Below are 15,401 nucleotides of genomic sequence, written 5' to 3'. Positions count from 1 at the left end.
TGTTCGAACCCCGGACTCCGGCTAACTACCGATCGTGCAGAGGTGGTCGACCTGGTTCAGGTCGGCCTCCAACTTCGGCTCGTCGAACTTCCCGCCCTCGATCGCGGTGTAGTCGTCGAGCACGGCCTGCATCGCGGACCGGACATCGTCCCGCTTCGAATCCGCGACGGCCTTCTTGAGCTCGTCGAGCATCCGCTGCACGTCGGCCTGCACCGCGCTGTCGTCCCCCTTGCCGTGGTCGGTCTCGATCTTCTTGCTCTGATCGACGATCGCCCGCTTCCCGTTGGTGCACCCCGGGTCCAACGCCGACGGCTTCGACCCGATCGCCACCCCGACCAGCACGGCACCCGCGGTCACGAGGATCGACAGCACCAGCGCGGTGATCGCGATCCCCCGCCCCCGCGCCTTCCCCCGCGCCGTCTTCACCATGCCGATGATGCTCAGCACCAAGCCCACCAACGGCACCCAGAACAGGCACACCGCGACGATCGCGACGCTGCTGGTCCCGGCGGGCTCCGACGGCGGGGACCCGTAGCCGTAGCCGTAGCCGTACCCATAAGGAACCGGCTCCGGCGCGGGACCCACGCCCGGCTGCCCCGGGTACCCGAGCTGCCCCGGCAACGGCGCCTGGCCGGGCGCCCCGGGCGTTCCGTCACCCGCGTTGGGACCCGGCTCCTGTGAAGGTGTGGACATTGCTCCCGCCCCTGACGTCGTTAGTCGACCTTCGGTCGTTGACGGACGGAGCATAGCGGGTGGCCACGCGGGGTGGCATGAAAGTGTGGTGGGGCTGACGAGACTCGAACTCGCACTGTCAGGACCCTAAAACCTGCCCCTCTACCAATTGGGGTACAGCCCCGCCACAGGCTATCGTGCGTCGTTCCAGCCGTCCAAAGCGTCGGACCCGGCTGCCACGTCGCCTAGGCCGCGTCCAGCCCCAGGTCCCGCCGCAGCTTCGCCACATGGCCCGTGGCCTTCACGCTGTACTGCGCCACCTCGATCGTTCCCGCGCCCTCGGCGTCGACGTCGATCACGAACGTCGAGCGGATCACGCCGATCATCGTCTTGCCGTACAGCTTCTTCTCGCCGTAGGCGCCGTAGGCCTGGAGGACTTCCTTCTCCGGGTCGGACAGGAGAGGGAAGGTCAGGGCGTCGCGCTCACGGAACTTGGCCAGCTTCTCCGGCTTGTCGGGGGAGAGGCCCAGGACCGTGTAGCCCTCCTTCTGGAAGGAGGCGATGTTGTCGCGGAAGTCGCAGGCCTGCTTGGTGCAGCCCGGGGTCATCGCCGCCGGGTAGACGTACAGGATCACCTTGCGGCCCGGGTAGTCGGTCAGGCTCACCGTCTTGCCGTGGTCGTCGGTGAGGGTGAAGGCGGGGGCGGTGTCTCCGGGGTTGAGTTTCACGGTGTCCAGGCTAGTTCCCCGGACGGACGGTGGGCTGTCAGTGCGATAACGTCACAAGAGTGAGTTCAGGAGAGAAGCTTCCGATCCGCATGCTGCACGACCGCGTGCTGGTGCGCGAGGACCCGGAGGCCGGGGACCGGCGTTCCTCCGGGGGCATCCTCATCCCGGCGACCGCGCGGGTGGGGAACCGCCTGGCATGGGCGGAGGTCGTGGCGATCGGGGCGAACGTGCGCACGATCCAGGTCGGCGACCGGGTGCTCTTCGACCCCGCCGACCGGGGCGAGGTCGAGGTGCGCGGCACCGACTACGTGCTGCTCCGGGAGCGTGATGTGCACGCCGTCGCCGCTGAGCGACTCGCCGAGGGTGACGGCTCCACCGGCCTGTATCTCTGACGCTCGAGACCCGGCACCGCCACGTCACGACCCGACCGCTCCCCGCCCGTTTCCGGCCCGCGACGAGTTACCCGTAGTCCGCCCTCGTCCCCTAAGGTCGAGGGCATGGCCGGTGTTCTCAGAGACGGTGCTGATCAGGCGACCGCGACGCGCACGCCGCAGTCCGCATCGGCCGGCGCCGCGCCGGACGGCAACGGCGCTCCCTCGCCGTACATCGGCGCCGCCTCCGCCGCTCCGGCCGAGCCCTCCTCGCTCTCGGCCATGCCCGCGGGCAGCTGGTTCGCCTTCGCCTTCTGGCTCGCCGCCGGCGCCATCTCCGCCTATGCCCTGGTGCGCGTGGTCTCCGGTCTCGGCAGCCTGCTGTCCATTCTGCTGCTCGCCGTCTTCTTCGCCACCGCCCTGGACCCGATGGTCACCAGCCTGGTGAACCGCGGCCTGCGCCGGAGCGTCGCGGTCACCCTGGTGGCGCTGGCGGTGCTCGCCGTGCTCGCCGGGTTCGTGGCGGTGATCTTCCCGCCGGTGGACCGCGAGATCAACTCCCTGATCGACGCCACGCCCGGCTACCTGGACGACCTCCGCAACAAGTCCACCTACCTGGGCCGGCTGGAGGACAAGTACCACCTGGTGGAGAAGGCCAAGTCCTGGATCGAGGCCAACAAGGCCGGCACCCTGGACCTGAACGGCATCCTCGGCGCCGGCAAGGCGGTCTTCTCGATCCTCACCGGCACGCTGACCGCGATCGCGCTGACCCTGTACTTCGTCGCGAACATGCCCGGCATCAAGCGCTTCTCCTACCACCTGGTGCCGGTGCGCCGCCGGCCCCGGGTCGCCGAGCTCACCGACCGGATCCTGGCCCAGGTCGGCAAGTACGTCATCGGGCAGATGATCATCGCCTCGATCGGCGGCGTGTGCACCTGGGTGTGGGCGATGGCGTGGGGCATCCCCTATCCCGCGGCGCTCGGGATCGTGGTCGCGGTGTTCGGCCTGGTGCCGGTGATCGGCTCCTCGATCGGCGGCGCGGTGGTGACGCTGGTGGCGCTGACGGTCTCGGTGAAGGTCGCCATCGCGACCCTCGTCTACTACGTCGCCGCCCGCCTCGCCGAGGACTACCTGGTCGCGCCGCGGGTGAACCGCCGCACCGTGGACGTGCACCCGATGGTGACGATCCTCGCGGTGCTGGTCGGCGGCGCTCTGTTCGGCGTGGTCGGCGCGCTGGTGGCGATCCCGGCCGCGGTCGCGATAAAACTCATCGCGACCGAAGTCCTGTTGCCGCGCATCGACGAGATGTGAGTCCGGCCTCGGATGAGGCATGATCTCCCCTATCGGGTGAGACCCGCGCCGCGGCTCGCGTGCCGCGTTCCGGGAGTCGGGTGGGACTACTAGTGTGGGCTTTCTAATGGGTATCAGACATGGCCGGTAAGGCCGATCTCGTCGTCCTCGGCGCCGGCCCCGCGGGCCTGGCCGCCGCCTGGCGCGCGGCGCGCCGCGGGCTGTCCGTGGACGTGCTCGAACGCGCGGAGACCGTGGGCGGCATGGCGGCCTCCTTCGACGTCGCCGGGTTCCGCGTGGATCTGGGCAGCCACCGGCTGAACCCGGACCTGCCGGAGCACATCGTCGCCGATCTCAGGTCCCTGATGGGCTCGGACCTGCAGACCCGCTACCGCAACGGCCGGCTGCTGATCGGCGACCGCTGGGTCACCTACCCGTTCAAGCCGCGTGAGCTGGCCAAGTCGATGCCGGCGGTGCCGATGGCCCGGGCCGCGTTCGACGCGCTGGCCACCACGTGGCGCGGCAAGAAGCAGACCGCCGCCGCCGAGAACTACGCCGAGCTCATGCGGGCCGGCTTCGGCCCGACCATGTACAAGCAGGTCTACGAGCCGTACGCGGCCAAGCTGTGGGGCCTGTCCGGCGAGGAGATCGACCTCGACCAGGCCCGCCGCAAGGCCGGGTCGCAGAACATGTGGGGCGCGCTGGTGCGCAGCGTCCGCACCTCGATCGCCAGCGAGTCGCTGGCCTACCTGTACCCGCGCCGCGGCTTCGGGCAGCTCTGCGAGGCGCTGGCGGACGCGGCGATGCAGGCCGGCGCCCGGATCCGGCTGGGCGCCGCGGCCGAGCACCTGGCGGTGGACGCCGACGGTGTGAACGTCACCCTGGCCCGCTCGGAGTTCCACAGCGCGGCCGCGGAGCGCGGCGGCTGGTCCGGCCAGCAACACTGGGCCGAGGGCGGCACCGACATCCGGGCCGGGCACGTGTTCTCCACCATCCCGGTGCCGCTGCTGGCCCGCCTGACCTCGCCGGGCGCGCCCTACGAGGCCGTGGAGGCCAGCGGCAAGCTGCGCTTCCGCGCGATCCTGCTGGTGTACGCGGTGCACCAGGGCGGCCGCTGGACCGAGTGCGACGTCCACTACCTCCCGGACGGCGACACCCCGGTGACCCGCATCTCCGAGCCGGCCAACCACCGCTTCTCGCCGGACGATCCGACCGAGCGCACCGTCCTGTGCTTCGAGATCCCCTGCGACATAGGCGACGATCTGTGGGCCGCTGACGAGGACCAGCTGGCGAACCTGATCCGGCAGACGGTGCGCCGTCTCGGCCTGCCGCAGCTGCGGCTGGAGTGGGTACAGGTCAAGCGGATGCGCCAGGTGTACCCGATCTACCACCGGGGCTACCGGGAGGCGCTGGCCGACCTGGAGAACTGGGTGGAGTCGCTGCCGCACGTGACGACCTTCGGCCGCCTCGGCCTGTTCACGCCGGACAACACGCACCACGCGCTGATGATGGGCTATGAGGCCGCGGACGCGCTGGGCAACGGCGAGTGGGACGAGCGGATGTGGCGGGAGGCCCGCGACCGCTTCGCGCAGCACGTCGTCGAGAGCTGACGCGCATGCCGTCCCGGGCTTTGTGATACGCATCACAAACCCCCGATGTCACAGCGCATTGTGAGGCATTAGACGGTATTCACCTCGTCGTTCTGTCAGTGCGTCCCTCTAGCCTGGACTCAATCTAAGGAGTCCTGAGTCTCAGCCTGAGGGGGCGCACGAGGCATGACGAGCACCACGAATCCGGGCGGTGACAGCCCGGTCGAGCATGACGGGGAGATGACGACCCCCGATCCCAAGCGCTGGCTGGCCTTGGCGGTGATCCTGTCCGCGGCCTTCATGGACCTGCTGGACGTGACCATCGTCAACGTGGCCATCCCGTCGATCCAGAACCAGATGAAGGCCGGCTACTCGGCGATCCAGTGGATCACCGCCGGCTACGCGCTGGCCTTCGCCGTCGTCCTCATCACCGGCGGCCGTCTCGGCGACATCTACGGCCGCAAGCGCCTGTTCCTCATCGGCATGACCGGCTTCACCATCGCCTCGGCGCTGTGCGGCTTCGCGGCCACGCCGGGCATGCTGATCGGCGCGCGGGTCCTCCAGGGCGGGATGGCGGCGCTGATGGTGCCGCAGGTCATGGCGATCATCCACGTGACGTTCCCGGCGAACGAGCGCGGCAAGGTCATGGGCATGTTCGGCGGCATCGTCGGCTCGGCCGCGGTCGCCGGCCCGATCCTGGGCGGCCTGCTGGTCCAGTGGGACCTGTTCGGCCTGCACTGGCGCCCGATCTTCCTGGTGAACCTGCCGGTCGGCGTCTTCGGCCTGATCGTCGCGTTCCGCGTGATCTCCGAGTCCCGCGCCCCGCACGCCACCAAGCTGGACCTGCCCGGCGTCGGGCTGTCGGTGGTCGGCCTGTTCATGCTGGTCTTCCCGCTGATGCAGGGCCGTGATCTGGACTGGCCGGTCTGGGGCTGGGTCATGATGGCCGCCGCGGTGCCGGTGCTGGCCCTGTTCGTGCTCTACGAGCGCCGCAAGGGCGAGCGCGCCGACTCGCCGCTGGTCGAGCTGAGCCTGTTCCAGTTCCGCTCGTTCGCCTCCGGCATCCTGACCAACCTCACCTTCGCCACCACGCTGGGCGTGTTCTTCCTGGTGTGGGCGCTGTACATGCAGCTGGGTCTGGGCTGGACGCCGCTGCACGCCGGCCTGACCGGCATCCCGTTCTCCATCGGCGTCTCGGCCGCGGCCGGCATGTCGGTGCAGTTCCTGGTGCCGCGGTTCGGCCGCAAGGTCGTGCAGTTCGGCGTGCTGCTGATGGGCGGCGGCATGGTGCTGTACATCGAGATGGCCAAGAGCCTGGACCTGTCCTTCGCGTCCTGGCAGATGGCGCTGCCGCTGCTGGTCACCGGGATCGGCATGGGCCTGGTGGTGGCCCCGATCTTCGACCTGATCCTGACCGACGTGCCGATGAGGGACGCGGGCTCGGCCTCGGGCCTGCTGAACACCAGCCAGCAGCTGGGCCAGGCGTTCGGCATAGCGCTGACCGCCCTGGTCTTCTTCAACATGATGGGTTCGCACGCCACCAAGGCCGTGGACGACATGAAGCCGGACGTCACCAAGGCGCTGGTGGCCGCCGGGGTGCCGGCGGCGCAGACCGACCAGGTCTTCGCCGGGTTCAAGCAGTGCACCGTGGACCACGCCAAGGAGAAGGACCCGAGTGACACGCCGGCGTCGTGCCGGCCGCAGCCGGGACAGGACCCGAAGGTGGGTGCGGTGTTGCAGGCGCAGGGTGCCAAGGCCGCGCAGCACACCATGGTCGACGGGTACGAGACCACGCTGTGGTTCGTGGCCGGCGGACAGTTCGTTGTCTTCCTGTTGATGTTCTTCCTGCCGAAGAACGTCCGGGCCAAGGGACCGGAGGACGGCGCGGACGGTGCGCCGAGCGAGTCCTCCGAGGATTCCGCACCGGTGTTCGCCCTCTGATAAACCCGGCTCAACCGTGTCATCCCGCCCCGGTGGACATCCCGGATTCCCGGAATGTTCACCGGGGCTTCTCGTCGGTCGGCCAGACTCGGGGCATGGCGCGACAGTTCCGCCCGGAGCGGGTCGAGTACGACGTTCTCACCGCGCACCCCGACGCCGGTGAGGCCGCCTCAGGGGCGACGAAGTGGGCCACGGCCGCGGTGGACGCCGTCGCGCCCGAACCGCTGGCCGGCCTGCCGGCGCTGAAGAACTACGCGCTCGGCGTGGTGCCGCGGCTGCGGGACTTCGCCGAGCACGTCGTCGACCCCGGCGGGACCGCCGACTCCCCGGCGCTGCGCTACGGCGCCTATCACAGTGTGCGCGCGATGATCCGGGACGGCCGGGGCCGGGCGCTGGCCGAGGTGCACGCCGACGGCCGCGCGCTGCTGCCCGGCGAACTCGACGCCGACCTGCGCGGCCGGCTCAACGGCCTGGTGAACGTGGGCCTGCCGATGGTCACCCGGGCCGTGGACCAGGGCTCGTACGAGAGCGCGCTGGAGTCGCTGGTGAAGGCGCGCGCCACCCTGAACGCGATGCTGCAGGCGGTGCTGAACATGGCCGTCTCCGGCCCGGAGCCGGTGTCCCGGGAGAAGCTGGCGCAGGCGCTGCGGGTGCAGCCCTCGGATCTCGACGGCTGGTATTCCGGGCGGACGCCGTAGGCTTGCGCGCGGGAACCCGGTGCTTCACAGTAGTGCCGTGCTACAGCCTGTAGCACTGGTGGGGGGAGAGTTCGAGGCGCTGCGGCTTTGCCGCACGTTCACCATCCGTTTCCCTACGCCGCCCGCGCCGCGCGTATTCTCCGCGCGTCGCCCGCATCGTCCATCCTCGGAGGGGAACGCGCCTTGTCCGGCCTCAACTATCTCGAAGCCTGCTCGATCGGGCTGCTGCAAGGCGTCACCGAGCTGTTCCCGATATCCAGCCTCGGCCACTCGATCCTGGTGCCGGCTCTGATCGGCGGCAGCTGGAAGACCGATCTGGACATGACCGCCAAGGACTCGCCGTACCTGGCGTTCCTGGTGCTGGCGCACGTGGCGACCGCGCTGGCCCTGGTGGCCTTCTTCTGGCGGGACTGGGTGCGCATCATCGGGGCCTTGTTCTCCTCGATCCGGGACCGCCGGGTGGAGACCCCGGACCAGCAGCTGGCGTGGCTGCTGATCGTCGGCACCATCCCCGTGGGCCTGATCGGCCTGGCCGCGGACAAGGCCCTGCGCACCCATCTGGGCAAACCCCAGCCCGCCGCGGCGTTCCTGCTCCTCAACGGCTTCGTCATCTTCGCCGCCAACTACCTGCTCAAGAGCGCGGGCAAGGGCCGCCACGCGGCCGACGACGACGCGCTCGCGCCGCACCGCGGCGAGTCCCCGGAGGTCGTCGCCGACCGGCGCCTGGCCCGGCTGGGCTGGAAGTCCGCGGCCGGGATCGGCGGCGCACAGGCCTTCGCCCTGCTGCCCGGCATCAGCCGCTCCGGCATCACGATCGTCGCCGGCCTGGCCCGCGGCCTGAAGACCGAGGACGCCGCCCGCTTCGCGTTCCTGCTCGCCACCCCGGTGATCCTGGCCGCCGGCCTGTTCAAGGCGCCGGAGCTGGCCAAGCCCGAGAACCACTCGATCCTCGGGCCGGCCGTCGTCGGCTCGCTGCTGGCCGGGGTCGCGGCCTACCTGTCGGTGAAGTTCCTGACCAAGTACTTCGAGAACCGCGACCTCAAGCCGTTCGGCATCTACTGCATCGTGGCCGGTCTGTTCTGCCTGATCTGGTTCACCGTCCACAAGTGAGCCGGTGTCCCCGGCGCGGCTCAACGGAACTCGTTGAGCCGGGTCCGGACGCCCAGCGCGGTCAAGCCGATGACGAGCACCGCCAGCGGATACGGCAGCCACGTGCACGACCCGATCCGGTCGCGGGCGGCGGGCATCAGCTTGTCGAACTGGGCCTGGTTGAGGTCGATGACCGCGTCGAGGTCCTTGGCGTAGGCGGTGAACGCCTGGTCCGACGTCCCGGGGGTGTCGGCGTTGGTGTCGAAGTCGACGGCGGCCTTCAGGTCCTGCGGCGTGGCCAGCGGCAGCGTGCGCAGACGGGCGTCGTCCTGGAGGTAACGGTCGTAGTCGTCGAAGGCGTTGACGGCCAGGACGCCCTCCGACGGGTATGTGATGTTCCGGAACTCCCGGCCGAAGCCGCTGGCGCGGTCCAGGGTCTCGGCGAAGAGGCCCTGTTCGTCCACGGCGGCCGCCTCGGCGTGGATCAGCGACTCGTAGCCGGCGAGGTCCGTCGCCGGCTCCCCGGCCACCCCCTGCGAAGCGGCCAGGAACGACGCCTCGAACCGCGCCTGCTGTCCGGGCTGGTCGTGGACCAGCAGCCAGCGGCTCTCGTCGGCGTTGGCGCCGGAACTCAGGGCCTTGGCCCGGCCCAGGGCCAGCACCGAGTCGAAGGCGTCGGACTTGGCGCTGTGGAAGTCCTTCGCGGCGCCGGCCGCCGCCGACGCGCCGCCGATCATGAACACCAGGGCGGCGACGGCGGCCGCGGCCAGCGCCGGGCTCACCATGCGCTGGAATCGGGCGGACAGGAACAGCTGCAGAGCCACGACGCCGCCCAGCAGCAGGACGCCGAACAGGATGAACCCGAGCCGTACCGAGGACAGCGAGTCCTGGGCCGAGGACGCGGAGTCGTCGATGGCGGCGGCGCTGCTCTGCTCGAGGCCGAGCGCCGTGCGCATCAGCCCGCCCTTGTCGTCGCCGCCGAACAGGATCTCGTGGGCGGCCAGGTAGTCGGCGACGACGATGCCCGGCGCCTTCCCGGCCTCCGTCTGGCCCTCGTCGTCGGCCAGCGTGCGGACGGCCTGCGCCTGGTACTGCCCGAATACGTCGGCCACCGAGTGCAGCTGGTCGAGCGCGTCCTTGTCGCCCGCGAGCGCCGTGGTGGCGGCCTCCAGGTCCCCGTCGGCGGCACGCCGGTCCCTCTCATAGAGGCTCTCGCTGTTCGCCTGCGGCACGTGCACCGTGGCGTCGCCGTTGGCCAGCAGGGCATTGAGAAGCTGCGCGTCCATGTCCTGAAGCTGGAACAGGAAATCCTCTGTGGCCCGTACGCTGGGCGCGTCGGTACCCGCGACGGCGGTGATCCGGGACCGGGCGTCCGAGGCCGCCCCGGCCGTCACCACGGCGGCGATCAGCGCGGCCGCGCCGACCGCGGCCGCCGCCGTGCGCAGGATGTTCGGCGTCGTCCAGCGCGGTGCGCGCGGGATGTGGATGAGATGATCGCTGGAGGTTGGTGCTGCTGCGGCTGCCCGGTGCGACATGCTGTGCTTGGGCGCCTGAGTGAGAGTCCCCGACACGCTCCGAACATAAATCCGGACCATGTGTGCGGGCAGGCTGGGACGCTTGTTTCAAACGAGATGCAAACGCCCGGCGCCCGGACCGCGTTTGCCGCTGTGGGCGCGGTCCTGGATGATCGTGCGGTTGTGCTGTTCCAGGAGACGATGAGAGGTCGCGGGGTGTCACCTCAGCAGGACGGTTCGGCGCCGGTCAAGGAGCGCGAGATCGAGGTCGAGCAGGCCGCGGTGGACGCCGCCTACGCGCGGCTGGCGCAGATGCGCGAGCAGGCCGCGCGCCGGGTGCGGGACAGTTACAAGGTGGCGCAGGGCGGGACCTTCTCGGCGCTGGTCGACCGGGACGTGCAGGTGATGGAGGCCGCGATCTGGGAGCGGTCCCTGGAGAACGCCTACAACGAGCTGGTGTTCGGCCGCCTGGATCTGAAGCCCGAGACGCCCGGCGGTGAGCTGGAGTCCTACCGCATCGGCCGGCTCGGCGTGCGCACCGAGGATCTGGAGCCGCTGGTCGTGGACTGGCGCGCGCCCGCCGCTGCGGCCTTCTACCAGGCCGCGCCGGAGGACCCGAAGGGCGTCGTGCGCCGCCGGGTGCTGCACTGCCGCGGCGACCGCGTGCTGGACATCGAGGACGACCTGCTGGACCCGGACGCGGCCCCGGAGGGGCTGCCGGTGGTCGGCGACGGCGCGTTCATCGCGGCCCTGTCCCGCACCCGCACCGGCCGCATGCGCGACATCGTCGCGACCATCCAGCGCGAGCAGGACCTGGTGATCCGCGCGCCCGCCGACATCAGCGTGGTGGTGACCGGCGGCCCGGGCACCGGCAAGACCGCGGTGGCGCTGCACCGCGTGGCCTGGCTGCTGTTCCAGCACCGGCGGCGCTTCGGGTCGCGCGGCGTGCTGGTCGTGGGGCCGAACCGGCGCTTCACCGAGTACATCGAGCGGGTGCTGCCCTCGCTCGGCGAGGGCGGCGCGGCGCTGCGCTCGCTGGGCGACGTGGTGCACGGCGTCGAGGCGGTCCGGCACGAGGACCCGGTGCGGGCCAAGCTCAAGGGCTCGCCGCGGATGGTGCGGATCCTGCGCAAGGCCGCGAACGACGCGCCGTGGGGTGCGCCGAAGGACGTGCGGCTGGTCTACCAGGGCACGTTCTTCACCCTGGAGGCGGGACAGCTGGCCGCGCTGCGCGAGCGGATGCTGCGCGGCAGCCGGCGGCCGAACGCGGTGCGCGCCGACGTGATCCGGGCGCTGCAGGAGGCGGCGTGGACCGCCTACCAGAACGCCAAGCGCGCCGCCGGCGACGCCTCACCGTACGACGAGTACCCCGACCTGTTCGAGGACGACAAGCGGACGTTCGTCTCCGAACTGCGCTCGCAGCGGCCGTTCGCGGACTTCGTGACCGCCTGGTGGCCGCAGCGCACGCCGCTGGAGGTGCTGCGCTCGCTCGGGGACCCGGCGTACCTGGCCGAGGTGTCGCGCGGCGTGCTCAGCGCCCACGACGCGCGGGTGCTGGCCGAGTCCTGGCGCGCCGTCGGCGAGGCCGGCGGCGGCCTGTCGTACTCCGACGTGGCGCTGCTGGACGAGTTGGACGCGTTGCTGGGCGACGGCCCGCGCAGCAGCCGTGCCGCCGCCGCGGCGAACCCGTACGTCGTCGACGGCGTCAACATGCTGACCGGCGAGGAGGTCGACGACGGGTCGGACCCGGAGTCCGGAGGCTTCCGGGAGCTGTCGACGTTCGGCGACCGCGCCGCGCACCGCGGCGCCTACGTGGAGGAGCCCGACCCGGACGAGTTCGGGCACATCGTCGTCGACGAGGCGCAGGACCTGTCGCCGATGCAGTGGCGGATGCTGGCCCGCCGAGGCCGGCACGCGACCTGGACCGTGGTCGCCGACGAGGCCCAGAGCTCGTGGGAGGACCTGGACGAGGCCCGGCGCTCGATGGAGCTGGCCCTGGGTGACTCACGGGAGCGCAAGCGCTTCGAGCTGACCACGAACTACCGGAACCCGGTGGAGATCGCCGACCACGCCGCGACGCTGCTGCACCGCTTCCTGCCGGACGCGCCGCTGCCGCGCGCGGTCCGCTCCACCGGCCGTCCGCCCGTTTTCTCGGCGAGCACCGAGGACCGCCTGTCCGCCACCGTGGAGGAGGCCGCACGGCGGCTGGCCGGCGAGGTCGAGGGCACCGTCGGCGTGATCGTGCCGATGACCCGGCTCGGCGGGTTCACTCTGGAGGACACGCCGGAGCGGGTGCAGGTGCTGGGCGCGCTGGAGTCCAAGGGGCTGGAGTTCGACGCGGTGGTGCTGGTCGACCCGGACCGGATCGCCTCCGAGTCGCCGATGGGACCGCGCACGCACTACGTCACCGCCACCCGCGCCACCCAGGCGCTGGTCACCGTTTCGGTCGAATGAGCGGACGGGGGGAACCGCAGGTGGGGGATCAGGCGTCCTCGATGTCGGAGGGGTCTGCGCGGACGGGGTCTGCTCGGGCGCGGCACGGCCGGGCACGGCAGAGGATTTAGGGGAGCACGGAAACGATGAGCGGCGACACGCCCGGCATAGCCGAGGTACCGAAGCACGCACCGGATGCCGGGCCGGACGGAGGGGGACCGGCTCTCGGGGGCACCGCGCCGGTCCGGGTGGCGCGGCGCCGCGCCCGGCGCATCCTGATGGTCCTGTCCGGGATGATGGTGCTGGTCATCGGCAGCACGGTGGCCTACGCCGGCTACTGGTACTACCGGATCAACCACAACATCAAGGGCGCTCCGCTGCACGGTGCCGTCGTGCCCCCGGAGCAGCTGGCCTCCGGCGGCGTCATCCAGCCGACCCCGGACGCCTACGGCAACCTGCCGATCAACATCCTGCTGATCGGCACCGACACCCGGCTGCCGGGCAAGGACGCGGACCTGGGCGGTTTCGTCGACGCCTCCGGGCGCGCCGACGTGGAGATGCTGGTCCACGTCTCGGCCGACCGCAGCAACGCCACCGTGGTGTCGCTGCCCCGCGACCTGATGGTGCCGATCCCGGAGTGCGTGGACGCCAAGGGCGACCACTACGGCGCCCAGAACGTGGGGATGATCAACTCGGCGCTGGCCGCCGGCCCCGGCTGCCAGGTCGACACCGTGGAGATGTTCACCCACGTCAAGATCGACCACTTCATGATGGTCGACTTCTCCGGCGTGGTGGACCTGACCAACGCCGTCGGCGGCGTCGACGTCTGCGTCACCAAGGCCGTGCACGACCCGGACTCGCACCTGGACCTGCCGGCCGGCACCTCCCAGGTCGAGGGCACGCAGGCGCTGGCGTTCCTGCGCACCCGCGAGGGCTTCGCCGACGGCTCGGACCTGTACCGGACCCAGGCGCAGCACCAGTACCTGGGCTCGCTGATCCGCAAGATGAAGTCCCAGGCGACGCTCGACGACCCGCTGCAGGCCACGCACCTGATGGACATCGCCTCCAAGTCGCTGACCGTGGACGACCCGATAGCCAGCGTCAACAAGCTGCTGGACCTGTCGAACACGCTCAAGAAGGTGCCGACCGAGAACATCACGTTCCTGACCCTGCCGACCGTCGCCTACCGGCCGGACCCCAACCGGGTGGCTCCGGACCAGGAGCTGGACGACCAGATCTTCTCCCTGATCGCCCACGACCGCTCGGTCACGGAACCGTCGTCGCAGAGCGGCCCGGCCTCGCCGACGACCGGCGGACCGACCGTCTCGCAGCCCGCGAAGCCCACCGGGAGCGGCGCGCCGACCAGTCTGGCGCCGAGCGCGGTGAAGGACGCGATCGTGGTGGAGAACGGCACCACCGCCGACGGCCGCTCCAAGCAGCTGGCCGAGACCCTGCGCGCGGACGGCTTCAAGAACGCCACCGGCGTCGGCTACTCCTCCAGCGACGTCGCCATCACCGAGGTCTTCTACAGCAAGGACCAGTACGAGGGCGCCGCCCAGGCCGTCGCGGCCGCGCTTCAGCTGCCGCCCGGCTCCGTCCGCCCCGGCGGCGACGGCAGCGCCCCGGTCGTGCTCCGGGTCGGCGCCGACTTCGCCAGCGGCGACGTGTTCAACCCGGCCGCACCGACCTCTCCGCCGCCGTCGGCTCTGCCGTCGGACGCCGCGTCGAGCGCCGACGTGGAGAGCGCGGGGGACCAGAACCTCTGCGTGACGGCGGCGCACTAGGTGGGAACGCGGAGTGCGCCCGGGCCGACTCGGCCCGGGCGCACTCGCTCGTCTCAGGCCGCCGGGCCCAACGGCCGACCGTTCACGGGGGACGACATGACGATCGACGTCGCCGTCCGGCCGACCGTCGACACGTCTTCCAGAAGCTCCTCCAGATGCGCGACGTCGCGCGCCGCCACCTTGAGGATCCAGCCGTCCACACCGACGAGATGGTGCGCCTCCAGCACCTCCGGCCGCTCCGTGATCCGGACCACCCGCGGATCCCGGAACCCGATGCCGCGGTCGGTGTCCAGCCGCACGAACGCCAGGATTCCGTAGCCGAGCCGAGTCGGGTCCACGGTCGCGGTGTAGCCGGTGACGACCCCGGTCTCCTCAAGCCTCCGCACACGCTCGGACACCGCGGCAGGGCTGAGGTTCACCCGGCGGCCGAGCTCGCTCAGCGACAGGCGGCCGTCGGCCTGGAGTTCCCCCAGGATCCCGACATCCACTTTGTCCAGCTTCGTCCGGCCCGCCGTGGAATCCACGGCGCCGCCGCCGGAACGCCGCGCATCCTTCGGCGGAACGGCCGGAACACCCATGATCGCCCCTTCGGTCGAAGATCGGCCGACTGTAACACTGAAGCATGCTTGGAACAGTGCACCTGCCGGCCTTCCTGCTCGGAGCAGTACTCATAGTCCTGCTGCCAGGGCCGAACTCGCTCTACGTCCTGTCCGTGGCCGCGCGCAAGGGCGTCCGCCGCGGCTACACCGCCGCCGCGGGTGTCTTCCTCGGCGACACCGTGTTGCTGACGGTCACCGCGTTGGGCGGCGCCTCGCTGCTCGGTCGCTCGCCCGCGCTGTTCGACGTCGTCAAGTACGTCGGTGCCGCGTATCTCGCCTACCTGGGCTTCGGGATGATCCGGTCGGCGGTCCGCGAACTGCGGGCCCGAGGGGCGGCCCGCGGATCGGCGTCGGCCGACGCCGTCGAGGCGACGCCGCCGGTCACGAGCGAACGCCCCTTCCGCAAGGCCCTGATCGTCAGCCTGCTGAACCCCAAGGCGATCCTGTTCGACCTCGCCTTCCTCAGCCAGTTCGTGGACCCGCACGCGGCCCACCCGACCGCGGCGTTCGCCGTCCTCGGCGTCATCGTCCAGACCCTGTCGGTCTGCTACTTGTCGGCGCTGATCCTCGGCGGCGACCATCTCGCCACCCGCTTCCGCCGTCGTCGGCGGCTCGCCGCCTCGCTCACCGGCGGCGTCGGCTCGCTCTTCCTCGGCTTCGCCACCAAGCTCGCCACCGCCTCGCTGGGGTGAT

13 protein-coding genes and 1 tRNA gene are annotated in these 15,401 nt (G+C 70.9%); 9 read left to right on the top strand and 5 right to left on the bottom strand.

What is annotated here, in order from left to right; translation table 11 throughout:
• Nucleotides 1–21: 21 nt before the first annotated feature.
• The 3 genes from ABD466_RS08145 to bcp form a co-directional block, all read right to left on the bottom strand.
• The gene (locus ABD466_RS08145; protein WP_344656334.1) at nt 22–693 is read right to left on the bottom strand and encodes a DUF4190 domain-containing protein; all 672 of its coding nucleotides are present in this window, start codon (nt 691–693) and stop codon (nt 22–24) included.
• 86 nt (nt 694–779) lie between these two features.
• A tRNA-Leu gene (locus tag ABD466_RS08140) sits at nt 780–856 on the bottom strand.
• Between the two features lie 61 nt (nt 857–917).
• Nucleotides 918–1,409 carry a thioredoxin-dependent thiol peroxidase gene (gene bcp, locus ABD466_RS08135; protein ID WP_344656389.1) on the bottom strand — a complete coding sequence of 164 codons (492 nt, stop codon included), beginning with the start codon at nt 1,407–1,409 and terminating at the stop codon, nt 918–920.
• Between the two features lie 80 nt (nt 1,410–1,489).
• On the opposite strand from bcp, the gene ABD466_RS08130 reads away from it, so the two are divergent.
• From ABD466_RS08130 to ABD466_RS08105, 6 genes are all read left to right on the top strand, one after another.
• Nucleotides 1,490–1,792: a GroES family chaperonin gene (locus ABD466_RS08130; protein ID WP_344656388.1), complete on the top strand. Its 303-nt coding sequence runs from the start codon at nt 1,490–1,492 to the stop codon at nt 1,790–1,792.
• Between the two features lie 105 nt (nt 1,793–1,897).
• Nucleotides 1,898–3,082: an AI-2E family transporter gene (locus ABD466_RS08125; RefSeq protein ID WP_344656333.1), complete on the top strand. Its 1,185-nt coding sequence runs from the start codon at nt 1,898–1,900 to the stop codon at nt 3,080–3,082.
• Nucleotides 3,083–3,201: 119 nt separating this feature from the next.
• Nucleotides 3,202–4,671 (top strand): protoporphyrinogen/coproporphyrinogen oxidase, encoded by a 1,470-nt coding sequence (locus ABD466_RS08120; protein WP_344656332.1) that lies wholly within the window; start codon nt 3,202–3,204, stop codon nt 4,669–4,671.
• A 165-nt stretch (nt 4,672–4,836) separates the two neighbouring features.
• Nucleotides 4,837–6,591, top strand: a complete 1,755-nt coding sequence (locus ABD466_RS08115; protein WP_425558580.1) for an MFS transporter — start codon at nt 4,837–4,839, stop codon at nt 6,589–6,591.
• A 95-nt stretch (nt 6,592–6,686) separates the two neighbouring features.
• The gene (locus tag ABD466_RS08110) at nt 6,687–7,289 is read left to right on the top strand and encodes a hypothetical protein (RefSeq protein ID WP_344656331.1); all 603 of its coding nucleotides are present in this window, start codon (nt 6,687–6,689) and stop codon (nt 7,287–7,289) included.
• Between the two features lie 183 nt (nt 7,290–7,472).
• Nucleotides 7,473–8,399 (top strand): undecaprenyl-diphosphate phosphatase, encoded by a 927-nt coding sequence (locus ABD466_RS08105; protein ID WP_344656330.1) that lies wholly within the window; start codon nt 7,473–7,475, stop codon nt 8,397–8,399.
• 20 nt (nt 8,400–8,419) lie between these two features.
• On the opposite strand, the gene ABD466_RS08100 is transcribed toward ABD466_RS08105, so the two are convergent.
• Nucleotides 8,420–9,949: a hypothetical protein gene (locus tag ABD466_RS08100; RefSeq protein ID WP_344656329.1), complete on the bottom strand. Its 1,530-nt coding sequence runs from the start codon at nt 9,947–9,949 to the stop codon at nt 8,420–8,422.
• Between the two features lie 159 nt (nt 9,950–10,108).
• Here ABD466_RS08100 and ABD466_RS08095 point away from each other — a divergent pair, with 159 nt between their 5' ends.
• Complete coding sequence (locus ABD466_RS08095; RefSeq protein WP_344656328.1) at nt 10,109–12,346, top strand: HelD family protein; 2,238 nt, start codon at nt 10,109–10,111, stop codon at nt 12,344–12,346.
• A gap of 125 nt (nt 12,347–12,471) precedes the next feature.
• Complete coding sequence (locus tag ABD466_RS08090) at nt 12,472–14,109, top strand: LCP family protein (protein WP_344656327.1); 1,638 nt, start codon at nt 12,472–12,474, stop codon at nt 14,107–14,109.
• A gap of 53 nt (nt 14,110–14,162) precedes the next feature.
• On the opposite strand, the gene ABD466_RS08085 is transcribed toward ABD466_RS08090, so the two are convergent.
• Nucleotides 14,163–14,687 carry an Lrp/AsnC family transcriptional regulator gene (locus ABD466_RS08085; protein ID WP_344656326.1) on the bottom strand — a complete coding sequence of 175 codons (525 nt, stop codon included), beginning with the start codon at nt 14,685–14,687 and terminating at the stop codon, nt 14,163–14,165.
• Nucleotides 14,688–14,731: 44 nt separating this feature from the next.
• On the opposite strand from ABD466_RS08085, the gene leuE reads away from it, so the two are divergent.
• On the top strand, nt 14,732–15,400 hold the full coding sequence (leuE, locus tag ABD466_RS08080; protein ID WP_344656325.1) for a leucine efflux protein LeuE: 669 nt from the start codon (nt 14,732–14,734) through the stop codon (nt 15,398–15,400).
• Nucleotide 15,401 lies beyond the last annotated feature (1 nt).

The sequence above is a fragment of the Catenulispora subtropica genome (assembly GCF_039531675.1).
In the GTDB taxonomy this organism is placed as follows: domain Bacteria; phylum Actinomycetota; class Actinomycetes; order Streptomycetales; family Catenulisporaceae; genus Catenulispora; species Catenulispora subtropica.
This window is presented reverse-complemented; position numbering and strand designations above follow the sequence as displayed.